Source organism: Streptomyces sp. AM25 (genome assembly GCF_058146165.1).
The window spans coordinates 56,909-78,242 of the sequence record NZ_JBKIWN010000018.1 but is presented as its reverse complement, the minus strand read 5'-3'; the positions used below and the strand labels follow the sequence as shown (position 1 = coordinate 78,242).

The following is a 21,334-nucleotide window of genomic DNA, read 5'->3' as shown; positions in this document are numbered from 1 at the left end:
GCCCGGGGGCAGCCCCGCACAAGGAGCACAACCGGCCGCGCCGGGGCTGCGCACGGCGGGCGCAGCCCCGACGGAAGACTCAGGCGGACGGCTCAGGCGGACGGCTCAGGCGGACGGCTCAGGCGGACGGCTCCGCCGCGCCGTCGCGGACGGCCGCGGCGAGCAGCCCGGTGATCTCGGTGAGGGAGGTCCGCAGCTCGGGGCTCGTGGGCAGGCCGTCGGGGCCGAACGCCGAGTGGGCCTGGGCGATGCACAGTTCGGGCCCGACGACCTCGGCACCGCACGCGGTCAGGACCTTGCGCAGCTCGGCCTGGGCCCACTTGGCGCCGAAGCCGCTGGGGCTGGCGCCGATGACGGCGGCCGGCCTGCCGGCGAGGACGCCCTTGCCGTACGGGCGGGAGGCCCAGTCGAGCGCGTTCTTCAGCTGGCCGGGGAGGGAGGAGTTGTACTCGGGGGTGGCGAAGAGCAGGGCGTCGGCCCCGGTGACGGCGTCGCGCAGGGCGAGCACGGCCTCGGCCGGCGCGTCCTCCTCGTCCTGGTTGTACGGCGGAACGGCGGCCAGGCCGTCCCACACCTCCAGCTGCACCTCGGCACCGGCGAGGGCGGCGACCGCACGGAGCGCCGCGGTGTTGAAGGAATCGGAACGAAGGCTGCCGGATATGCCGAGCACCCGGACGGGGCCGGTGGAGAGATCAGTCGCGTTCATGAGTTTGATCTTGCCGGATCCGGCGGACGATCTGTCAAGTCCCCACAGATCAAGTGCTCACGGATCAAGTGCTCACAGAACAAGTGCCCACAGCACCATGGGGTGTCACACGGCCGCCCAGGTCCACGACGCCGCCGGGCCGGCAGCGCGTCAGGATGCGGGAGGCTGCGCCCTGCCGGATCTCCAGCGGCTGGCCGAGCTCCGCCGTGAGCGTCAAGGCGGCGGCTCCGGTGGCCTCGTCCTCGTCGATGCCGTCGCCGCGGCGCGGGAAGCCGCGGGCACGGACCCGCCCCTGCGCCTCGTCCTCCCAGGCCCAGGCGTACAGCCAGCCTTCGCCGGGCGGCGGGGCGGGCAGCGCGTCGACCTCGGCGACCGTGGCGAACTGCCGGGTGTGCCGCCCGGACGCCCACGCGGCCCTCGCCCGGATCCAGACGGTCTCCCCCTCCCGCCACACCGGGACGTCACCGGCCGGCGGATGCAGCACCGTCACCTCGTACCCCCGCTGCCACAGCAGCCACGCGGTCCCCACCAACGGGTGCCCGGCGAAGGGCAGTCGAGTGCTGGGCGTATGAATGTCGACCGCACCGCGCGCCGCATCGTCGACGAACACCGTCTCGCTGTAACCGAGTTGCGCGGCGATCCGCTGCCGCTCCTCCCGGTCGGGGACGGCGGCGCCGTCGAGCACGACGCCGAGCGGATTCCCGCCCTCCGCGCACCCCGGCAGACCGGTGAAGACGCGTACCACTGCGATGTCCGGATCGATCATGGCGCGATTCAACCATCACGGTACCGGCCCCGCACTCCTCTTTGTACCTACCAGTATGTACACTGCGATCATGAGCACGTCGGAGCGACTCATCGAGACCACCCGCGAACTCCTCTGGGAGCGCGGCTACGTGGGCACCAGCCCCAAGGCCATCCAGCAGCGGGCCGGAGCGGGGCAGGGCAGTATGTACCACCACTTCTCCGGCAAGCCGGACCTCGCGCTCGCCGCGATCCGGCGTACGGCGGAGGAGATGCGGGCCAAGGCGGAGCAGCAGTTCGGCGCACCGGGGACGACCCTGGAGCGGATCACCGCCTATCTGCACCGCGAGCGCGACGTCCTCAAGGGCTGCCCGATCGGCCGGCTCACGCAGGACCCCGACGTCATGGCCGACCCCGAGCTGCGCCGGCCCGTCGACGAGACCTTCGCCTGGCTGCGCGGCCGGCTCGCGGAACTCCTGACGGAGGCGCGCGACCGGGGCGAGCTGAACGCCGCGCTCGATCCGGCCAGTACGGCGTCGACGGTGGTCGCCGTGCTCCAGGGCGGCTACGTCCTGGCCCGTGCGGCCGGTTCGGACGAGCCCTTCCACCAGGCCGTCGACGGCGTCCTCGGCCTGCTCGCCGGATACACCGCGGCCCCGGCCCCTTCCCCCGACCGCTGACATCCCGGCCACTGACACGAGGCACGACCACCGCATGTACGCACAGCAGTACGAGATCACCCTGCCCGCCGACTACGACATGGGCATCATCCGCACCCGGGTCGCGAAGTCCGCCCACATCCTGGACGACCGGGCCGGACTGGGCCTGAAGGCCTACGCCATCCGTGAGCGGGGCGTCGACGGCTCCCCGGTCAACCAGTACGCACCCATCCCTCTTCCTTCGGGGGGAAAGCCCCGCCTTCAGGCGGGGAGGGAATCCGATCCGGAGCCTTGCGGCGCGGAGCGCCGCAGCATCGCTTCGTGATGCTCCATCATCGGCCCGTGCTCAGTCGGACTGCTTCTGGTTCTCGATGTAGTCCTTGACCATGGCCAGCGATGTCCTGCCGCAGGAGCTGGCGAAGTAGAAGCCGGACCAGAAACGGCCGCGCATGATCGCCCGGTTCACATGGCCGGCGAGCTCCTGGCGCAGGCGTCGTGAGCTGACGCCGTTGAGGGAGTTGACGAGGTTCGACAGGGTGGTCTTCGGCGAGTAGTGGACCAGCAGGTGTACGTGGTTCTCTTCGCCGTTGAACTCGATCAGCTTGGCCTCGAAGTCCTCGTAGACCTTCCGCATGTTCTCTTCGCAGTGGGACAGCATGGCGTCGTTGAACACGGCGTGCCGGTACGTGGTGACGAACACCAAGTGTGAGTGCAGAGTGGAAGTGATGGCGGTGGACCCCCGCAACACCTCCCGACGGTGCCCCGCATGCGGGCACACCGCCAAGGAGAACCGGCCCACACAGGAGAAGTTCCACTGCGTCTCATGCGGCCACCACGCACACGCCGACACGGTGGGCGCGATCAACGTTCTACGGGCCGGGCTGGTCCGCCGCGAAGCCCAACCGGCCTAGCGAGAAGCCACCCCGTTTACCGGGTGGAGGAGTCACGTACCTGTGGCACGAGACAGACACAGACAGACAGGCGGCCTCCCGGCGTCTGACCCCGGTGCCGGACGACGCCGACCCGGCCGCCGTCGTCGGCACGGCGCTCACTGAACTGGCCGGTCTGGCCCGCACCGGCGGGGTGCACACCGCCGCCCTCGCCGTCGACCCCCGGCACTGGCAGCTGCTGCTCTTCGTGCTGTGGGAGCAGGCCGTGGCCCCGGAGCACTCCGCGACCGAGCGGTACGAGGTGCTGCACCTGTCCGCGCCGCACCTGGACGAGATCCCGCGGGGACGGCACTGGTAGCAGCCCACTATTTGTCTACAAATCTCTCTGGCGACCGTCCGCGGCGTGCCACGGCCCGGGCGCCCAACTCCCCGTCCGGTCAAGGGAGCTGTCCCGGCCCCGGATGGCGTGCCCCCGATTGCGGGGTTCCGGGGCCCGGCGGAGGGTGATCGAAAAGATCCCTCCGCTCGAAGGAGTACGTCGATGGGTGCCTCCTGCAGAACCCGGTTCCTCCTGGCCAGTACCGTGTGCGGCGCGCTCGCCCTGGGCACGGCGCACTACACGGCCACCGCCGTCAGCGCGCCCGCGGCACACAGACCCGTGGCGGAGGCGCGGCACTCCGTCCCCGTCCCGTCGCCCGCGGCCCTGCGATCGGCCGCGGGCGACGGGATGAAGGCCCTCGACTCCAACAGCATCACCAAGGAGTCCAACGAGGCCGCAGCCGCGTGCAACAACCGCATCCAGCACGCCGAACCGGAACGCAGGCGGTGCGCCGCGCTCCAGGAGCACCTGGGAGAGCTGGGCCGGGCCCGGGCCGGACTGGACCGGCTGTCCACGGCCGAGCACCCGGACGTCGATGCGGTCGCCAAGGCGACCACGGACGCGGTCGCGGCCACGGCCCGCCTCGCCCAGGACCACGAGGCGATGCGCAGCGGCGGGCGGGAACACGAGCGCGACGGCTCGAGCCTGCTGGGGCAGGTGACGGGGCTGGTGGGCGGGCTGGTGCAGGCGCTGAGCACCGTGGTGCGCGGGGCCTCGACCCTGGTGACCGGGCTGCTCGGCGCTCTGCTGGGAATGGGAAGGGGCTACTGACGACTCCCCCGCGCAGCAGGCGTCCCACCCCGGCTCCGTCACCCCCACCTCCCCGGTAGGCCAAATTCCGGAAAAGCCCCGCACCCGCAGCAGGGGTCGTGCCGTTACAGGCGGTACGAACGCCAGGGATCGAGGAGTACTGGTGAGCCTGCTGCGAAAGATCCGTGACACCGGCCGCGTGGCCCGGCCCGCCCCTCCGGCGCCGCAGGGCGACGCGCCGCCCGTGGCCCGGGAGTTGCGCGGGTCGGCACAGGTGCGGTGCGTGGACGCGGGTTCGTGCAACGGATGCGAGATCGAGATCGGCAACGCCTTCGGCCCGGTGTACGACGCCGAGCGCTACGGCGCCCGGCTGGTGGCCTCCCCGCGGCACGCCGACGTGGCCCTGGTGACGGGGCCGGTGACCCGCAACATGGACGGGCCGCTGCGCCGTACCCTCGCCGCCATGCCCGAGCCCCGCGTCGTGGTCGCGGTGGGCGACTGCGCCCTGGACTGCGGCGAGTTCGCCGGGGGGTACGGGGTCGCGGGCGCCGTCGGCGACGTGGTGCCGGTGGACCTGAAGGTGCGGGGCTGCCCGCCGTCCCCGGACGAGATCGTGGCGGCCCTGCGCACCGTGACCGGCCGGTGAACCCCGCCGGTTCCGCCCTGGGCACGGCCGCGGGACTGGCCGGCTGCGGGGCGCTGGCCGGGCTGCTGCCCCGGCCCCGGGCGCGGACGGTCCTGGCCGGGGTGTGCACGGCGGGCGCCGGGGCGGCGGGAGCCGCTGCCGGGATCGCCGCCTGTGCCGGGGTGCGCTGGTCGCTCGTCGTGCCGGGCGTCCTGCCGCTGTCCGGGCTGCACTTGGCGGTGGACGGGCTGTCGGGCCCGTTCCTGGCGACCGCCGGAGTCGTGATCGCGGCCGTCGCCCTCTACGGCACCGGATACGTCCGGCCGGGCGGGACGGGTGAGTCCGCGCGCGGGGTGCAGGCAGTGCTTCCGCTGTTCGCACTGACCCTGCTGCTGGTCCCGGCGGCCGCGTCGGTTTCCGCGTTCCTGCTGCTGTGGGAGCTCATGGCGCTCGCCTCGCTCGTGCTGGTGCTCGCCGGGCACCGCGAGCGCACCGCGGTGCGGGAGGCGGGGGTCTGGTACGCGGTGATGACGCACCTGGGCCTGGTCCTGCTGCTGGCCGGGCTGGCCCGGTTCGCTGCCGGGGCCGGCGGGCAGACGTTCGCGGAGCTGCGCGCGGGTGCGGCGGGGCTGCCCGGCGGGGTGCGCAGCACGGTGTTCGTCCTCACGACGGTGGCGTTCGCGTCCAAGGCCGGCGTGGTGCCCCTGCACGTGTGGCTGCCGCGTGCCCACCCCGAAGCGCCCAGTCACGTCTCGGCGTTGATGAGCGCGGCCATGGTGCACCTGGGGGTCTACGGCATCGTCCGGGTCGGTTTCGACCTCCTGGGCGGCGGGCCCCGCTGGTGGTGGCTGGCGCTGATCGGAGCGGGCGGGCTGTCGGCGGTGTACGGGATACTGCAGGCGGCGATGGCCTCGGATCTCAAACGCCTGCTCGCGTATTCGACGAGCGAGAACGCGGGCTTGATGCTCATCGGGGTGGGCGCGGCCGGGCTGTTCGCCGACGCGCACCACGAGGAACTGGCGGCTCTCGCGCTGGCCGCAGCCCTGCTGCACATGGTCAACCACTCGGCTTTCAAGGCCCTGTTGTTCTGCGCGGCGGGCTCGGTGCTGCGGGCGAGCGGGCTGCGGGATCTGGACCGGATGGGCGGGCTGCGGGCCCGGATGCCGCTGACGGCCGGGCTGTTCGCGGTGGGCGCGCTGGGTGCGGTGGCCCTGCCGCCGGGCAACGGGTTCGTCGGCGAGTGGCTGCTGCTGCAGTCGCTGATCCACGGTCTGGCGGTGCCGGGCGAGGTCACCTCGATCGTGCTCCCGCTGGCGTTCGCGGTGATCGCCCTGTCGGCCGGGCTGGCGGCCGCCGTGTTCGTCAAGGCCCTGGGGGTTGGCTTCTTCGCCCGGCCCCGCAGCGACCGGGCGGCCGCGGCGCACGAGAGCCCGCCCGCGATGCTGGCCGGCATGGGCCTGCTGGCCGTGTGCTGCGCGGTCCTGGCGCTGGTGCCCGGGCTGCTCGGCCCGGCGCTGGACCGGGCGGTGGCGGTGGCCGGGTTCCGGCACGGGGCCTCGCTGACGGGTACGGGCATCCAGGCGCAACTGGACGGTGTGGCCGCGCGGTTGTCGCCGCTGTGGGTGGTCGCCGCGCTGACGGTCGCCACGGCGGCGGCTGCCGGGCTGCCCCGGCTCGTCCGGCGCCGGCCCCGGCGCACCCGTGCCCGGCTGTGGGACTGCGGGGGCGGGGCCCCGACGCCGCGCATGGCGTACACCGCGACCTCGTTCGCCGAGCCGCTGCAGCGGGTGTTCGACGACGTGGTGGCTCCCGAGCAGGACGTGGACGTCACCCCGGTGCGCGAATCGGCCTATCTGGTCGAGCGGGTGCGTTACCGGCAGCGGGTTCCCGACCGGCTGGAGCACCGGCTGTACCGTCCCGTGCTGGCCGGGCTGTCCCATGTCGGCGCGGCGGCACGGAGGTTGGCGAACGGCAGTGCGCACCTGTACGTCGGCTACGGCTTCTGCGGGCTGGTGACGGTGCTTCTCGCCCTGGCGGTGGGCTGGTGAGCGGCGTGAACGGTCCGGGCATCGCGGCGGTGGCCGCGCAGGTGGCGGTCGTGACGGCCGGGGCGCCGCTGCTGGCGGGCCTGATGCGGCAGGTACGGGCACGCCTGGAGGGGCGGGCGGGTGCGGGGATCGCGCAGCCGTGGCGCGATCTGCGCAAGCTGCTGCGCAAGGAGCCCATCACGCCGGTGGGCACCGGCCCCGCCTTCCGTGCCGCCCCGGCGCTGCTGGTCGCCACCACGGCCGTGACGGCCGCGCTGGTGCCGTTCCTGTCGACGGACACCCCCGTCGGCCGCAACGCGGACGTGATCCTGGTGGTGGCCCTGCTCGCCCTGGGCACCGTGGCCCTCGCGCTGGCGGGGCTGGACTCGGGCACGGCGTTCGGCGGCATGGGCGCCTCGCGGGAGATGACGATCGCCGCCCTGGTCGAACCGACCATCCTGCTCGCGGTGTTCGCGCTGTCGATACCGGCCCGGTCGACCAACCTGCCGGCCATCGTCGCGGGCGCCGTCGAGCAGCCGGCCCGGCTCGCCTCGCCCGCCGGGCTGCTGGCCACCGCGGCGCTCGCGGTGGCGGTGCTCGCCGAGACCGGGCGGCTGCCGGTGGACAACCCGGCCACGCACCTCGAACTGACCATGGTGCACGAGGCGATGGTGCTGGAGTACGCCGGGCCGGACCTGGCCCTGGTCGAACTCGGCGCCCAGATGCGGCTGACGGTGCTGCTGGGACTGCTGACCTCGGTCTTCGCGCCCTGGGGCATCGCCACCGGACCCTCGTGGGCGGCGCTGGCGGTGGCCCTGGCCGTGTTCGTCGCGAAGACCGCGCTGCTCGGCGCGGCGCTGGCGGCGGGCGAGGTGTTCTGGGCGAAGCTGCGGCTCTTCCGGGTCCCCGAACTCCTCGCGGGCTCCTTCCTGTTGGCGCTGCTGGCCGTGACGGCCTCGTACTTCCTGAGCGGAGAGTGAGGGCGCCGTGAGCGAAGGCACGTACATCCAGCTCCTGGACCTCGCCTGCGGGGCGTTCCTGCTGGCGGCCGTGGTGGTGCTGTGGCAGCGCAAACTCACCGCGATCGTCCGGACGTTCGCGCTGCAGGGCGTCGCCCTGGCGGCGCTGCCGTTCCTGCTCGGGCTGCACGAGGCGCGCGGCGAACTCATCGCCGTCGCCGCCGGGATCGGCGTGCTGCGCACCGGTGTCCTGCCGTACCTGATGCGCCGCGCCCTGGCCTCGCTCGTCCCCGCGCCCGTGACGGGGGCCGGGCACCGCTACGTGGAGAACGTCAGCGAGGCCTGGGAGACCCGGCCGCTGGTCAACGTCGCCGCCTCGCTGCTGACCGCGGCGCTGCTGACGCTGCTGGCCTATGCCGTGGCCCGGCCGCTGGTCCTGATCGATCCCGCGCCGGCCACCCGGGCGCTGCCGGTCGGGCTGGCGGTCCTGCTGATCGGCTTCTTCGTGCTCTCCACCCGCCGCCGGGCCCTGGCCCAGGTGGTGGGCTTCCTGCTGCTGGACAACGGCATCACCGCCACCGCGTTCCTCGCCGCGTCGGGCGTCCCCCTGATCGTCGAACTGGGCGTCTCCTTCGACGTGGTGCTCGCCGTGCTCGTCCTGCAGATCCTCACCACCCGGATGCGGACCGCCTTCGGCACCACGGACATCGACGACCTGCGGGAGCTGCACGACTGATGACCCCCCTCACCTCTGAGGTCTGGCTCGCCGTCCCCGTGGCCGTCCCCCTGGCCTGCGCCGGTGTGCACGCCGCCTTCCGCCGCCGCGCGCTGTCCGCGTGGACGGGCCTGCTCTCTCCCTGCGCCGTGCTCACGGCGGGGGCCGTCCTGGCCCGGGCGGTGCTCGCCGGCGGGGCGCCGCCGACCGCCTTCCGGGGCGTGCTGCGCGCCGATGCGCTGTCGGTGTGGATACTCCTCGTCGTCGGCGCGGTCGCGGCCCTGGCCGGTGCCGCCGCCCCCGCCTACCTGGCGGGCGAGCGCGCGGCCGGGCGTGCGGACGCGGCAACGGCCCGCCGCTACCAGGTGCTGGTGCACGCCTTCCTGGGCGCGATGTGCGCGGCGGTGCTGGCGGCCAACCTCGGGGTGCTGTGGGTGGCCATCGAGGCCACCACGATCGTCACGGCCTTCCTCGTCGGCCACCGCCGCACCCGCGCCTCCGTCGAGGCCGCGTGGAAGTACGTGGTGATCTGCTCGGCCGGGATCGCCCTGGCCTTCCTCGGCATCGTGCTGCTCTACTACGCGGCGCGGGCCGCGCAGGTCCCCGAGGCGCAGGCGCTGGACTGGCCGGCGCTGGTCGCGCACGCGGACCGGCTGGACCCGTCGGTCACCCGGCTCGCCACCGCCCTGGTGGTCCTGGGGTTCGGCGCCAAGGCGGGCCTGGTGCCGCTGCACGCCTGGCTGCCGGACGCGCACAGCCAGGCGCCGGCCCCGGTCTCCGCGCTGATGTCCGGGGTGCTGCTGTCGGTCTCGTTCACCGCCGTCCTGCGCTGCAAGGCCGTCGCCGACCTGGTGCTCGGCCCCGGCTACACCCGGACGCTGCTGGCCGCAACGGCCCTGCTGACCCTGGCCCTTGCGGTCGCGCTGCTGCTCGCCCAGCGCGACTACAAGCGGATGCTGGCGTATTCGAGCATGGAGCACATGAGCCTGATCGCGCTGGGCGCCGCCGTCGGCACCCCGCTCGCGATGTCCGCCGCGCTGCTGCACATCGCCGGGCACGGGCTGGCCAAGACCGTGGCCTTCTGCGCCTCGGGGCACGTGCTGCAGCTGCGCGGCACCACCCGGATCGGCCGGGTCCGCGGGCTGCTGGCCCGCGCCCCCGGGCTCGGCACCGCCTTCGGGCTGTCCGTGCTGGCGCTGCTGGCCCTGCCGCCGTCCGGCCTGTTCGCCTCCGAACTCGCCCTGGCCCGGGCCGCGTTCGCCGCCCGCTTCGGCTGGGCGGCGGCCGTCGTGCTGCTCCTGGTGCTGACGGCCTTCGCCGCGCTCGCCGTGCGCACCGCCTCCATGCTGCTCGGGCCCGCCCGGCTCGCCCCCGGCACCCCGGCCGTGCCGGTGCGGCTGGGCCCGGCCGCCGGGCTGCCGCTCTTCCTGGGGCTGGCCGCCTGTGCCGCCCTGGGAGTGGCCGCGGGGCCGCTGACCGACCTGCTGTCCGCCGCCGCGCTCCCGGGAAGGCCCTGACCGTTGCGATCCCTCTCCGCGCCCCGCGCGATCACCGACATCGGCCCCGGCGAACTCGCCCACCGGGCAGGCTCCTTGCTGCGCGAGGGCCACCGGCTCGCCCTGGTCGCCGCCCACCACGACGACGAGGCGGCGCCGGGCGGCCGGGCCGTGCGCGTGGTCTACCTCTTCGTGGCGGGCCCGCCGGACGTGCGCACCGAACTGCACGTCCGCCTGGACCCGGAGCGCCCCGAAGTGCCCTCCCTGGCACCGCTGTCCTTTCCCGCCGGCCGCTTCGAGCGCGAGATGCGGGACCTGCACGGGGTCGTCCCCCTGGACCACCCGCTCCCCCGGCGCCTGGTGCGGCACTTCCACTGGCCCAAGGGCTGGTACCCGATGTGCCCCGACGCCGGCCCCCCGCCGGAGTTCGGCGAGCCCGAAGGGCCGTACCCCTTCCTGGAGGTCGAGGGCGACGGCGTCTACGAGATCCCGGTCGGCCCCGTGCACGCCGGGCTCATCGAGCCGGGCCACTTCCGCTTCTCCGTCGTCGGCGAGACGATCCTCAAGCTCAAGGCCCGGCTGTGGTTCGTCCACAAGGGCATCGAGAAGCTCTTTCAGGGCCGCGACCTGGCAGGCGGCCTGGCGCTGGCCGAGCGCATCAGCGGCGACACCTCCGTCGGGCACGCCCTCGCCTACTGCCTCGCCGTCGAGGAGGCCGCCGGCATCCGGGCCCCGCGCGCCGCGCAGCGGGCCCGCGCGCTGCTGCTGGAGCTCGAACGCCTGCACAACCACGTCGCCGACCTCGGCGCGCTGTGCAACGACGTCGGCCACTCCGTGCTCAACTCCCAGGCCCTGCGCGTCCGCGAGACCCTGCTGCGCCTCAACCAGCAGGTCACCGGGCACCGGCTGCTGCGCGGCGCCGTACTGCCGGGCGGCGCCCGGCTGCGGGCCGTGCCGGAACCCGCGCGGATGCGGGCGATCCGCAACGACATCCGGGAGATCGCCGACCTGGCCCTGGGCCACGGAGGGGTCCGCGACCGCTTCACCGGCACGGCCCGGCTCCCCGCGCAGGCCGCCCGCGACCTCGGCTGCCTGGGCTGCGTGGCCCGGGCCAGCGGCCTGCCCGCCGACGCCCGCACCGCCCACCCCTTCCACGAGGAGGCCGCACCGCCCGCCGTGCCCGTGCACTCCGCGGGCGACGTGCTGGCCCGGTTCCTGGTGCGGGCCGAGGAGATCGACGCCTCCGTCGACGTGATCGTGCACCTGGCCGCGGGGCTGCATCCGGGCCTGTCCGTGCACGACCCCTACCCGGGCGCCCGGCCCGCGGGGTCCGGCGTGGGGATCGTCGAGGGCTGGCGCGGCACCATCGCCACCCGCGCCGAGGTCGCCGCCGACGGCACGCTGACCCGGGTGAAGCCGGTGGACCCGTCGTTCTTCAACTGGCCCGCCCTGCCGGTGGCGCTCGCGGACACGATCGTCCCCGACTTCCCCCTGACCAACAAGAGCTTCAACCTGTCCTATGCGGGCAACGACCTCTGACGATCGTCCGGTCGCGGGCCGGTCAGTCGTGCGAGACCACGGCGACCGGGCAGGACGCGTGGTGCACGCACGCCTGGACCACCGCACCCAGGCGGGGCGTCAGCGCCGCACGGTGTCTGCGCCGGCCGACCACCACCAGGTCGGCGCCCTCCGCCGCCTGGACCACTGCGCGGGCCGGGCTCTCCAGCCGGATCGTGCCGGTCGCCGACAGGTCGGGGTATCTCGCGCGCCAGGGGCGCAGCGCGGCCGCCAGCTGCTGCCGGGCGTCGTGGCCGAGCTCCTCGGCCACATCGGGGTCGACGCCCCACGGCGCATAGGCCTGCACCGGCAGGGACAATCCGTGCAGGGCCGTCAGAGGAACCCCGCGCCCGGCCGCCACGCCGAACGCGAAGGCGAGCACCTCGTCGCCGCCCGGGCCGTGCAGACCGGCCCCGACGACCACGCCGCCCCCGTGCGCGGGCGCCGGGCCCTCCTCCCGTGCCCCGGCGCGCACCAGCACCACCGGGCGCTCGGCCCGGCCCGCGACGTGCAGGGCCACGTCGCCCAGGAAGAAGCTCGAGACGCGGTCCAGCCCGCGGGAGCCGAGGACGGTCATCGTCGACTCCGCCGCGGCCCTCAGCAGGGCCGTCGCGGGATCGCCGGCCACCAGTTCGTCGACGATCTGCAGACTGGGGAAGCGCTCCCGGACCTCGGTGTGCGCGGCGTGCACCAGGCGTTTCGCCCAGTAGTCCTGGTCGTCCTCGCGGGCGGGGCTGCGCGGCTGCGCCACCAGCAGGATCCAGGCGTGCAGCAGGCGCAGGGCCGCCCCGCGCCGGTCGGCCTCGCCGGCCGCCCAGTGTGCGGCCGCCAGGCTCTCGGGCGAACCGTCCAGTCCTACGGTGATGGGTGCCGGTTCCATGGCTTCCGCCTCCGTCCGGTCCGCGGTGGCTCCTGTGCGGCGCACGGCCGCCGCCCTGCTTCCAGTGTCGGCCTGCGGCGGGCAAGAGGGCACTGCGTTCCCCGTGACGCCACGCGCGTCTGCCCCGACCATGGAGGGAAGACCGCTGCGCCGGGCTCAGGGAGGCACCACATGAACCTGCGAGGCAGGCACAGCACACCCGGGTCCGGTCCCCTCGGCCACGGCCCGGGCGAGGGCGACGACGCCCTGCGACGACCCTCCGACCGGCTGCAGGCCCGGCTCAACGCCTGTCTGACCGCGCTCCTCCTGCTCGCCCTCCCCACGGCGGCGCCCGCGGTGGGCAGGGCGGTGTACGACGCCCAGCTGCACACCGTCCGGGCACAGGCGGCGGAGCGGCACCAGGTCACGGGCCGGCTGACGGCCCACCCCCAGGGCACCCCGCAGTCCCTCTCGGTGACCGGCGTCCGCCTGGACGACGCCCCCGTCTCCTGGACCGACGCGGCCGGCCACCAGCACACGGGCATCGCCAAGGTCGCCGCGACGACGCCCGCGGGCGCCTCCGTGCGCATCTGGGTCGACCGCAGCGGATCCGTCACCGACCCCCCGATGCCGGTGGAGTCCGCGCTGCTGACCGGCTGGGTGGCCGGCGGCATGGCGGCGAGCGCCCTGGCCGTGCTCTCCCTCGGCGCCCGGGCCGCCGTCGCGGCCGCGCTGGACCGCAGGCGCTACGCACAGTGGGAGGCGGAGTGGAGCGAACTGGAACCCAAGTGGTCCAGGGGACCGAGCAGTTGAGCGGAGGCGACGGCCATGACACCGCCCGGTGACCTCCTGACCACGGCCTGGGTCGTCGACCGCACCGCCCCCGCCGCGGAACATCCGCTGCGCCATGTGCAGCGCACCCTGCCGCCGCTCGGGCCGGCCGATCTGCTGATCGACGTGCACGCGTGCGGCGTGTGCCGCACCGACCTGCACCTCGCCGAGGGGGACCTCTCGCCACACGTGCCCCGCTGCACGCCCGGCCACGAGGTCGTCGGCCGGGTCCTGGCCGCCGGACCGCAGGCGCAGGGCTTCGCTCCCGGCAGCCGGGTGGGCGCGGCGTGGCTGGCGCAGACCTGCGGCGCCTGCCCGTACTGCCGCTCCGGGCGCGAGAACCTCTGCCCGCAGTCGCGGTACACCGGCTGGGACCTGCACGGCGGCTACGCGGAACACACCGTCGTCGACTCCCGGTTCGCCTACCTCCTGCCCGAGGGACTGCCCGACGAGGAGCTGGCGCCCCTGCTGTGCGCGGGCATCATCGGCTACCGCGCCCTGCAGCGCGCCGAGCTGCCGCCCGGCGGCAGGCTCGGCATCTACGGCTTCGGCGCCTCCGCCCATCTGACGGCCCAGCTGGCCATCGCCCGGGGCGCCACCGTCCACGTCCTCACCCGCGCCCCGGCCGCACAGCGCCTGGCCCTCGACCTGGGCGCGGCATCGGCGCGCGGCGCCTACGACGCCCCGCCCGAACCGCTCGACGCGGCGATCCTGTTCGCCCCGGTCGGCGACCTCGTCCCGGTCGCCCTGGCGGCCCTGGACCGCGGCGGCACGCTGTCCGTGGCAGGCATCCACCTCACGGACGTTCCGCCGCTGGTCTACCAGGACCACCTCTTCCAGGAGCGCACCCTGCGCAGCGTCACCGCCAACACCCGCGCGGACGGCCGCGCCTACCTCGCCGAGGCGGCCCGGCACCGGCCCGTCGTCCACGTACAGCGCTATCCGATGAGCCGGGCCGACGAGGCGCTGGCGGATCTGGCGGCCGACCGCATGACCGGGGTCGGCGTGCTGATCGCCGACTGACACTGCGGGTAGGAAGGGTGGTGAGAAGAGGAGGAGGTGCCGTGTGCGCGATCCCGGAGCCGCCATCGAGATCCGCTCCCTGACCAAGCGCTACGGCCGCACCACCGGCGTCGAGGACCTCGACATCAGCGTCGGCGCGGGCGAGGTCTTCGGCTTCCTGGGGCCCAACGGGGCGGGCAAGACCACCACCCTCCGCTGCCTGGTCGGACTGCTCAGGCCGACCTCGGGCAGTGTGCGGCTGCTCGGCCACGACCCGGTGGCCGGGCACCGCGAGGTGGCACCCCGCCTCGGCTACGTCCCGGGCGAACTGCGCTTCTACCCCGAACTCACAGGGGCACGGACGCTGGACCTGCTGGCGAGCCTGCAGGGGGCACCGTCGCCGCGCCGGGCGGAACTGTGCGAGCGGCTGGGGCTCACGGCCGCGGACCTCGCGCGCACGGTCGGCGCGTACTCGCGCGGGATGAAGCAGAAGCTCGGCCTGGTGCAGGCGCTGCAGCACGACCCGGAGCTGGTGGTGCTGGACGAGCCGACCGAGGGGCTCGACCCGCTGGTGCAGGAGACCTTCTACGAACTGCTGGCCGAGGCCGCGGCGGCCGGGCGCACGGTGCTGCTCTCCAGCCACGTGCTGCCGGAGGTGCAGCGGACCTGCGGCCGGGTGGCGATCGTGCGGCAGGGGCGGCTGGTCACGGTGCAGTCGGTGGCGGAGCTGCGCCGGGCACGGGCCCGCAGGGTGCGGCTGGCCTTCGCCGACGGGCAGGGGCAACGGCCGCTCCCGGGGGCGGAGCGCTGGGCGCCGCGGTGGACCGGGAACCGGGCCGAGCTGCTGGTGCCGCCGCACGAGGTGGTGGACGCCCTGCGCGGGCTGCTCGCGCTGCCGGTGGCGGATCTGACCGTCGAGGAGGCGGGGTTGGACGAGGCCTTCCTGGACCTCTACCGGACCCCCGTGGAGGAGGCATGAGGGACCGTTTCCCGCTGCTGTGGCTGGCCCTGCACCGGCGGCGCCGGATGCTGACGGCGCTGGTGCTCGGCATGGCGGTCTTCGAACTGCTCATCGTGGTGATCGCCGGCACCGTGCCGCACGGGCAGGTGTTCGGCGGCGGCGAAGGACGGACCCCGCCGAGCGCGTTCAAGGCGTTCTCCGGCTCCACCGGCAGCGTGTCGATCGGCAGTTACCCGGGACTGCTCGGCGCGGGGCTGACCCACCCGTTCTGGATCGCCCTGCAGGTGACGGCCGTCGCCTCGCTGTCGGCGGCCGCGGTGGCCGCCGACGTGGAGTCCGGGACGATCGAACTCGTGGTCGTCCGGCCGGTCTCCCGGGCCAGGCTGCTGGCCGAACGCACGGCGGCGCCGCTGCTGGTCGGCCTGGTGCTCAACGCGGTGGCCACGCTCACCATCGCCGCGGGCGTGGCCCTCTCGCCCGACATGCACCACGACGTGCCGCTGCGCGGGGTGTTCATCGCGGGGCTGCTGGGCTGCGGGCTGACACTGTGTCTGCTGGGCCCGGCACTGGCCGTCTCGGCGGCGGCGCGGCGCCGGGCGCACGTCCTGGGTGCGGCCATCGCCCTGGGCGCCGTGGGCTTCGCCCTGAACTTCGTCGCCCTGGCCTGGCCGAAGGCGGCACCGCTGCGCTACGTCAGCCCCTTCCACTACTACACGCCGGGCGACATCCTGGCGCACCCGGCCGTTCCGTGGGGTTCGCTGGGCGTGCTGTGCGGGGTCGGGGCGGCGGGGATCGCCGCGGCGTTCGCCCTGCTGCACCGCCGGGACCTCGCGCCGTAGCGGCCCTCCGGGGCGCTACCACCAGGCGGGTGGCGCGGCGCGCGGGGCGACTGCGGTGCGCCGCGCAGCGGGAAGAGGCACCGTGTGCGCGAGCTTCCCGATCCCCTGACGACCCTGGTGCGGCGCGGCAGGGAGCCCGCGGTCGTCCAGGCGGTGCGCTCCACGCTGGCCGCCGTGATCTCGTACGTGGTGGCGCTGCAGCTGAGCCGGGAGCCGCTGCCGCTGACCGCGCCGCTGACGGCGCTGCTCGTCGTCCAGGTGACGCTCTATTCGACGCTCACGACGAGCATCCGCCGGGTCAACTCGGTGGTGGCGGGCGTGCTGATCGCCATCGGCTTCAGCGTGCTGGTGGGCCTGACCTGGTGGAGCCTGGGGCTGATCATCCTGGCCTCCCTGGTCATCGGGCGGTTCGTCCGGGTGGGGGAGTTCGTCCCCGAGGTGGCCATCAGCGCGATGCTGGTGCTGGGCGTCACCCAGGTGACGCAGACGGCCTGGGACCGGGTCCTGGAGACGCTGATCGGCGCGGTCGTGGGCCTGCTGTTCGACTTCGTGCTCGTGCCGCCGGTGTGGGTGCAGCCGGCGGGCGAGGCCATCGAGGAGCTGGCCCGGCGCATGCGGGACCTGCTGCTGGACATCGGGCGAGAGATCAGCGGGCACATGCCCGTCGAGGAGGCCGCGGCCCGGCTGCACGCGGCGCGGCGCCTGGACCACGACATCGTGCAGGTGGACGCCTCGCTCCGGCAGGCCGAGGACAGCCTGCGGCTCAACCCCCGGGTCAAGGAAGGGCTGTTGTTCCGCGTGGTGCTGCGGACGGGGCTGGACGCCCTGGAGATCGCCGCCGTGGTGCTGCGGGTGTCGGCCCGTACACTCACCGACCTCGCCAAGGAGCGCAGGGACGAACCGTTGTTCCCGGCGGACGTGGCCGCCGCCCTGGAGGAGGTGTTCGGTCATCTCGCCCGGGCCGTCGAGAGCTTCGCGGTGCTGATCACCACTCAGGTGCGACGCAGCGCCGAGGAGGCCGAGGCCCGGTTCGCCCGCGAGCTGACCGCCGGGCGCAGCAGCCGCGACCGGGCGGCCGACCTGCTGCTGGTGCGGGTGCAGGAGCATCCGCGCCAGTGGCAGCTGCACGGTGCGCTGCTGGCCGAGATCGACCGGATCCTGGACGAGCTGGACGTGGAGAAGCGGTCCGAGCGGCTGGTGGAGGAGCTGGACCGGCACTCGCGCGAACAGCACGACAAGCACCCGGTGGTGAGCGCGATCAGGCGCCGGCTGCGCAGCAGCCGCTACGGCTGGCGGAGCAGCGGCGGGGGTTGAGTCACGGGCGGGCCCTGCCGGGACGAGGGGCGTCCCGGCAGGGCGGTGTACCGATGGGAGCCTCAGGCGAGGGCGGCGGCCTCGCGGCCGTGGTTGCGGCTGATGTTCTTCTCCAGCAGGCCCAGGCATTCGGCGACGCCGATGCTGGAGGAGGTGAACTCCGGGAGCCTGCCGTCGTCCGCCTTGAGCCGGATCATCGCCGCGTCCATCGCGGACTGCGCGGCGAACAGGCACGGCGTGCTGTAGATGGCCACGTCCACGCCGAGTTCGGTCAGTTCGGGCAGCGACAGCCGGGGCGACTTGCCGCCTGCGATCTGGTTGAACAGCAGCGGCTTGTCGCCGATGACGTCGCGGACCTTGCGGATCCAGTCCACGCTGCGGACGCCGTCGACCAGGACGACGTCGGCGTCCGTGGCCGCGAGCGCCTTGGCGCGGCGCAGGATCTCGGACTCCTCCGTGGCGTCGGTGCGGGCGACGACGACGAGGTCGCGGCGGGCCTCGAGCACCATGTGGAGCTTCTCGAGGTACTCCTCCAGCGGCAGGATCTGCTTGCCGTCCACGTGCCCGCAGCGGCGGGGGCGCTTCTGGTCCTCCAGGATCACGCCGGAGGCCCCGATGGCCTCGAGGTGCTGCACGGTGTGGCAGGCGGTCTCGGGGTCGACGTAGCCGTCGTCGATGTCGACGAGCAGGTGCTGCTGGGGGAAGGCCAGCCGCAGCCGCTGGACGAAGGCGACGATGTCGGGCCAGGCGATGAATCCGATGTCGGGCAGGCCGTAGTGCGAGGCGGCGAAGCCGAAGCCGGAGATGAACATGCCGTCGTAGTGCTGGGCGGACACCGAGGCCGAGAGCATGTCGAAGACGCCGATGAGCGGAGTCGTGCCGTCCGCGGCTATGGCAGTACGTAGTCGAGCGGGGTGATTCACGGTACCCTCCGAAGACTGGAGTTCACCGGCACGTCACGCCGGTTTCCGCCGCCAAGCTGTTGACCGGTGCGGTGATGTCGGTGAACTAGAGGAGCCCGGGGGTGCGTGCCGTCGTGCGAGGGCGCGCACCCCGGGGGTGCTGGGGTGTATTCCCGGAGGCTAGTCAAAGCTTTGGCAATGAAACAATAGCGACCGCGTAAAACCCATAGCGTTGCGCTGTATTCACGCCGATCGCGACAAGCCCCCCAGCCTTGCGGACACTTGCGGAGCAGCGGCGACGAGGGCCCCACCCGCCGCCGCAAGCTGTCCGGAACCATGCGCCCTCTGCCATCACTCCCCATGCCGGGCGCAACGAGCAGCCGCCGCCCGGGGACACGCACAAAGCGGGCGTCAAGTGCCGGGTTTACGGCCGGAGATGTATACGGCGTCCCCGGTGCGGAGGAGGTTCCAGTACGCCTTCGCGTCCTTGGGACGCATGTTGACGCAGCCGTGCGAGCCGGGCGGCGCCCAGACGCTGCCGCTGATGGCATGGAAGGCCTGCCCGCCGTCGAAGAACTGGCTGTAGGGCATGCCGACGTGGTAGATCGACGACCAGTGGTTCCGGTCGCGCCAGTACACCTTCTTCAGCCCGGTGCGCGTCACATAGCCGACCCGGCCCGACCGTATGTGCACGGGCCCGTAGGCGGTCTTCTTGCCGTTCTGTATCCAGCTGACCTGCCGGGTCAGGTCGACACAGGCGATCCGCCCTTTGTTCGTGGGGCACTTGGGGCCGACCGCCGCCTGCGCGGTGCCGCCCTCGGCCACCGTCAGGGGAACGGTCAGTGCCGCCGCCCCCAGCAGGACGCCCAGCCGCTGCCCGGCCGTCGTGCACCGATTCCTTGTCATGAACGGTGAGACAGGGAACAGTGCTCGAAGGTTGTACGACAGAACGGTGAACGCGCCCTAACGCACGGGCCGTTCGCCGTTCATCCGTTCACCCGGCGGGAAAGCGCGTACGCGCCGAGGTGCACCAGCAGCGGCGGCATCTCGGCGCCTTCGGGCCGCTCGATCTACGGGACCGGCGCGGTGGCGCGAGTACCGCCACCCACGCCCCGGAACGACAATGACGCCACAGCCACCCCCGAAGTCTCACGCCTGACCTGCTCTCAGCCGTCGGACCGCCCCTGCCCCTCACGGTACGCCGGAGTCCGGCCCGTTCTCAGCCGGTTGGGCATCACCACGCCCTCCGCCGTGCCCCCAGCAACCTCGGCAGATGCAGGTCGAAATGGAGTGCGCCCATGCGCACCGCGAAGACGAGTCCCATCGAGACCGCCGCCGCGGCCGTGGCCCCCACCCCGGCCCGGTCCAGCAGCAGATAGGTGACCGCGCCGGCCAGTGCCGCCGTCGCGTACACCTCCTCGCGCAGCAGCAACGGCGGGAACTCCCCGCACAGCACATCCCGGATGACCTCACCCGTCACTCCGGTCATCACGGCCAGGATGATCACCGCGAACGGCGTGACGCCGGCATCGATCGCCGCCCGTGCACCGATCACCGTGACGACGGCCAGCCCCACCGCGTCCACGGTCATCAGCGAGCGGTGCGGCAGATCCCGGTAGCGCAGGAAGACCATCGTCACCAGCGCCGTACCGGTGATGACCACGAGCAGCACCCAGTCGTGCGTCCAGTACAGCGGATGGCGGTCGAGGATCAGGTCCCGCAGCGTCCCGCCGGAGATCGAGGCGGCGAAGGCCAGGACCAGGCCGCCGAAGGGGTCCAGCCTCGCCCGGTGCGCGGCCAGCACACCGCTGGCCGCGAACGCGGCGATCCCGACAAGGTAGAGGACGTGCAGCATCGCCGTCTCCGTTCCGGTGGTGCAGGAGGAGGGGAGAGAGCGGTACACCGTCGTCCGCAACCCGACCGACCCACTCAACCACCGGCCCCCGCCCCGCCGCCTCCTCCGTCCGGCCAGTACCGCATCGGCCGAAGGAACGAGACGGCGGGACCGCCGTCACCAGGACCCGAGCGGCACCGGGCCGGGGCCCACGCTGTGCCGGTCCCGGCCCGCGTCGCTGACCTGGTGGACGAGGTGGCCGCAGCACCAGACGGCCAGGTGCTGCCCGTCGGTGTCCAGCGCTCCCCCGCCCAGCTGCGCCGGGAGGCCGCGTTTCTTACCCGGCTGGTCCCGGTGCGGAACGAATGCCAGCCGGCACCCCGCCCTTCGTCGGGCGCATAGCTGCTGTACTCCAGCAGCAGCTCGTGCGGCACCCCGTCGAGCGTGAAGTCGAAGCGCCAGTGGGTGTGGTGGCGTTGGTCGAAGGGACACTGCAGCGCCGCGTTGAAGAGCCGGGGCAGCACCACGCCGTCGGCCTGGAAGACCCACCGGTGCGTCAGGCGGTACGCACCGATGGTGTGGTACGACTCCAGGTTCAGCGCGCTCTGCGCCCCGCTGCCCGAGGCGTAGGCGCACACGCGGTGCGCGGACACCTTCGGGTGGGGTGGGAGTTGTCGTAGTCGAGCGGATCCTTGCAGGGCCGCACGGCGAGTTCCACGGCACGCTCGATCCCGGCCGGGGACGGCCCCGGCTGGGCCCGGCTCTCCGTCACGCCGACGACGACCGGGGGCTCCGCGTCGGCCGGCGTGATCTCCAGCGTGCGGCGGCCCGTGCAGCCATGGACGAGGATCGCGGGCACCGCCCGGTCCTTGTCGTCGCACAGCCCGCTCGCGCCCAGGACGACGTACCGCCGCCCGTCCAGCGCGGCCCGTACACGCCCGTCCGCCGACAGGTCGGGCGCCACCCGGGCCGACAGGTCCGCGCTGGACGGGTGGCCGGTGCGTTCCCAGGCGACCGGTGCGGCCGGGCCCGGCGGCGGGCCGGGCTCCGGGGTGTCGGTGAGGGGCGGCTCGACGACCGCCGGGAACTCCTCGGCGCCGGACCACTGCGAGGGGGTGGATCGAGACCGATCCCCGGTGGCACGGCACGCCCTTTCTCCCGGCGCCGGAGCTGCTCGTCGAGCGCCTTGCAGCACCGATGATTTCAGCCGGATGCGGGACCGTCACCGCTGGTGGCCCCCGGACGGATGCGCATGCACGACGGCCGCGCCCCGGCGCGTACCACG

23 protein-coding genes and 2 pseudogenes are annotated in these 21,334 nt (G+C 73.8%); 16 read left to right on the top strand and 9 right to left on the bottom strand.

The genetic code is table 11. The features are described from left to right. Positions 1-118: 118 nt before the first annotated feature. Together ACLHRZ_RS24735 and ACLHRZ_RS24730 are read right to left on the bottom strand one after the other, a co-directional pair. The gene (locus ACLHRZ_RS24735; protein ID WP_490420694.1) at positions 119-706 is read right to left on the bottom strand and encodes an NADPH-dependent FMN reductase; all 588 of its coding nucleotides are present in this window, start codon (positions 704-706) and stop codon (positions 119-121) included. Between the two features lie 64 nt (positions 707-770). Next, positions 771-1,472, bottom strand: coding sequence for a PhzF family phenazine biosynthesis protein (locus tag ACLHRZ_RS24730; RefSeq protein ID WP_490420693.1), 702 nt, complete (start codon positions 1,470-1,472; stop codon positions 771-773). Between the two features lie 70 nt (positions 1,473-1,542). Between ACLHRZ_RS24730 and ACLHRZ_RS24725 the strand changes: the two genes are divergently transcribed. Both ACLHRZ_RS24725 and ACLHRZ_RS24720 read left to right on the top strand, forming a co-directional pair. After that, on the top strand, positions 1,543-2,130 hold the full coding sequence (locus ACLHRZ_RS24725) for a TetR/AcrR family transcriptional regulator (protein WP_490420692.1): 588 nt from the start codon (positions 1,543-1,545) through the stop codon (positions 2,128-2,130). A gap of 34 nt (positions 2,131-2,164) precedes the next feature. Then, positions 2,165-2,347, top strand: a pseudogene (locus tag ACLHRZ_RS24720) (DUF4865 family protein); the annotation flags it as partial. A gap of 108 nt (positions 2,348-2,455) precedes the next feature. On the opposite strand, the gene tnpA reads toward ACLHRZ_RS24720, so the two are convergent. Further along, complete coding sequence (tnpA, locus tag ACLHRZ_RS24715) at positions 2,456-2,857, bottom strand: IS200/IS605 family transposase (protein WP_490420691.1); 402 nt, start codon at positions 2,855-2,857, stop codon at positions 2,456-2,458. Here tnpA and ACLHRZ_RS24710 point away from each other — a divergent pair. The 9 genes from ACLHRZ_RS24710 to ACLHRZ_RS24670 all read left to right on the top strand — a co-directional run bounded on the left by ACLHRZ_RS24710 (position 2,835) and on the right by ACLHRZ_RS24670 (position 11,489). Continuing rightward, a complete protein-coding gene (locus tag ACLHRZ_RS24710; RefSeq protein ID WP_490420690.1) occupies positions 2,835-3,020 on the top strand; it encodes a zinc ribbon domain-containing protein in 186 nt (61 codons plus the stop codon). The genes tnpA and ACLHRZ_RS24710 overlap by 23 nt on opposite strands. Positions 3,021-3,060: 40 nt before the next feature. Further along, positions 3,061-3,357: a DUF4865 family protein gene (locus ACLHRZ_RS24705; RefSeq protein ID WP_490420750.1), complete on the top strand. Its 297-nt coding sequence runs from the start codon at positions 3,061-3,063 to the stop codon at positions 3,355-3,357. A gap of 183 nt (positions 3,358-3,540) precedes the next feature. Further along, on the top strand, positions 3,541-4,149 hold the full coding sequence (locus ACLHRZ_RS24700; protein ID WP_490420689.1) for a hypothetical protein: 609 nt from the start codon (positions 3,541-3,543) through the stop codon (positions 4,147-4,149). Between the two features lie 142 nt (positions 4,150-4,291). Beyond that, the gene (locus ACLHRZ_RS24695; protein ID WP_490420688.1) at positions 4,292-4,774 is read left to right on the top strand and encodes an NADH-quinone oxidoreductase subunit B family protein; all 483 of its coding nucleotides are present in this window, start codon (positions 4,292-4,294) and stop codon (positions 4,772-4,774) included. After that, a complete protein-coding gene (locus ACLHRZ_RS24690) occupies positions 4,771-6,801 on the top strand; it encodes a proton-conducting transporter transmembrane domain-containing protein (protein ID WP_490420687.1) in 2,031 nt (676 codons plus the stop codon). Before ACLHRZ_RS24695 ends, ACLHRZ_RS24690 begins: the two co-directional genes overlap by 4 nt. Continuing rightward, the gene (locus ACLHRZ_RS24685) at positions 6,798-7,760 is read left to right on the top strand and encodes a respiratory chain complex I subunit 1 family protein (protein WP_490420686.1); all 963 of its coding nucleotides are present in this window, start codon (positions 6,798-6,800) and stop codon (positions 7,758-7,760) included. Before ACLHRZ_RS24690 ends, ACLHRZ_RS24685 begins: the two co-directional genes overlap by 4 nt. A gap of 7 nt (positions 7,761-7,767) precedes the next feature. Then, positions 7,768-8,475, top strand: a complete 708-nt coding sequence (locus ACLHRZ_RS24680) for a hypothetical protein (protein ID WP_490420685.1) — start codon at positions 7,768-7,770, stop codon at positions 8,473-8,475. After that, positions 8,475-9,971 (top strand): proton-conducting transporter transmembrane domain-containing protein, encoded by a 1,497-nt coding sequence (locus ACLHRZ_RS24675; protein ID WP_490420684.1) that lies wholly within the window; start codon positions 8,475-8,477, stop codon positions 9,969-9,971. Before ACLHRZ_RS24680 ends, ACLHRZ_RS24675 begins: the two co-directional genes overlap by 1 nt. Positions 9,972-9,974: 3 nt before the next feature. Then, entirely contained in the window at positions 9,975-11,489 is a 1,515-nt protein-coding gene (locus tag ACLHRZ_RS24670; RefSeq protein ID WP_490420683.1) for a hydrogenase large subunit, read from the top strand. Positions 11,490-11,511: 22 nt separating this feature from the next. Here the strand turns inward: ACLHRZ_RS24670 and ACLHRZ_RS24665 are convergent, their stop codons facing one another. After that, complete coding sequence (locus tag ACLHRZ_RS24665; protein ID WP_490420682.1) at positions 11,512-12,387, bottom strand: universal stress protein; 876 nt, start codon at positions 12,385-12,387, stop codon at positions 11,512-11,514. A gap of 171 nt (positions 12,388-12,558) precedes the next feature. On the opposite strand from ACLHRZ_RS24665, the gene ACLHRZ_RS24660 reads away from it, so the two are divergent. The 5 genes from ACLHRZ_RS24660 to ACLHRZ_RS24640 all read left to right on the top strand — a co-directional run bounded on the left by ACLHRZ_RS24660 (position 12,559) and on the right by ACLHRZ_RS24640 (position 17,313). Further along, the gene (locus tag ACLHRZ_RS24660; RefSeq protein ID WP_490420681.1) at positions 12,559-13,179 is read left to right on the top strand and encodes an Rv1733c family protein; all 621 of its coding nucleotides are present in this window, start codon (positions 12,559-12,561) and stop codon (positions 13,177-13,179) included. A gap of 15 nt (positions 13,180-13,194) precedes the next feature. Beyond that, the gene (locus ACLHRZ_RS24655) at positions 13,195-14,220 is read left to right on the top strand and encodes a zinc-binding alcohol dehydrogenase family protein (protein ID WP_490420680.1); all 1,026 of its coding nucleotides are present in this window, start codon (positions 13,195-13,197) and stop codon (positions 14,218-14,220) included. A gap of 43 nt (positions 14,221-14,263) precedes the next feature. After that, positions 14,264-15,178, top strand: a complete 915-nt coding sequence (locus tag ACLHRZ_RS24650) for an ABC transporter ATP-binding protein (protein ID WP_490420679.1) — start codon at positions 14,264-14,266, stop codon at positions 15,176-15,178. After that, positions 15,175-15,999 carry an ABC transporter permease subunit gene (locus ACLHRZ_RS24645; protein ID WP_490420678.1) on the top strand — a complete coding sequence of 275 codons (825 nt, stop codon included), beginning with the start codon at positions 15,175-15,177 and terminating at the stop codon, positions 15,997-15,999. The genes ACLHRZ_RS24650 and ACLHRZ_RS24645 overlap by 4 nt, the downstream gene beginning before the upstream one ends. An 84-nt stretch (positions 16,000-16,083) precedes the next feature. Next, on the top strand, positions 16,084-17,313 hold the full coding sequence (locus ACLHRZ_RS24640) for an FUSC family protein (RefSeq protein ID WP_490420677.1): 1,230 nt from the start codon (positions 16,084-16,086) through the stop codon (positions 17,311-17,313). 62 nt (positions 17,314-17,375) lie between these two features. Here the strand turns inward: ACLHRZ_RS24640 and ACLHRZ_RS24635 are convergent, their stop codons facing one another. From ACLHRZ_RS24635 to ACLHRZ_RS24615, 5 genes and pseudogenes are all read right to left on the bottom strand, one after another. After that, positions 17,376-18,236, bottom strand: coding sequence for an isocitrate lyase/PEP mutase family protein (locus tag ACLHRZ_RS24635; protein ID WP_490420676.1), 861 nt, complete (start codon positions 18,234-18,236; stop codon positions 17,376-17,378). Positions 18,237-18,626: 390 nt separating this feature from the next. Next, positions 18,627-19,001, bottom strand: a pseudogene (locus ACLHRZ_RS24630) (L,D-transpeptidase); the annotation flags it as partial. 448 nt (positions 19,002-19,449) lie between these two features. Then, positions 19,450-20,070: a trimeric intracellular cation channel family protein gene (locus ACLHRZ_RS24625; RefSeq protein WP_490420675.1), complete on the bottom strand. Its 621-nt coding sequence runs from the start codon at positions 20,068-20,070 to the stop codon at positions 19,450-19,452. Between the two features lie 74 nt (positions 20,071-20,144). Next, entirely contained in the window at positions 20,145-20,687 is a 543-nt protein-coding gene (locus ACLHRZ_RS24620; protein WP_490420674.1) for a hypothetical protein, read from the bottom strand. Continuing rightward, the gene (locus ACLHRZ_RS24615; protein ID WP_490420673.1) at positions 20,645-21,244 is read right to left on the bottom strand and encodes a hypothetical protein; all 600 of its coding nucleotides are present in this window, start codon (positions 21,242-21,244) and stop codon (positions 20,645-20,647) included. The genes ACLHRZ_RS24620 and ACLHRZ_RS24615 overlap by 43 nt, the downstream gene beginning before the upstream one ends. Between the last annotated feature and the right edge of the window lie 90 nt (positions 21,245-21,334).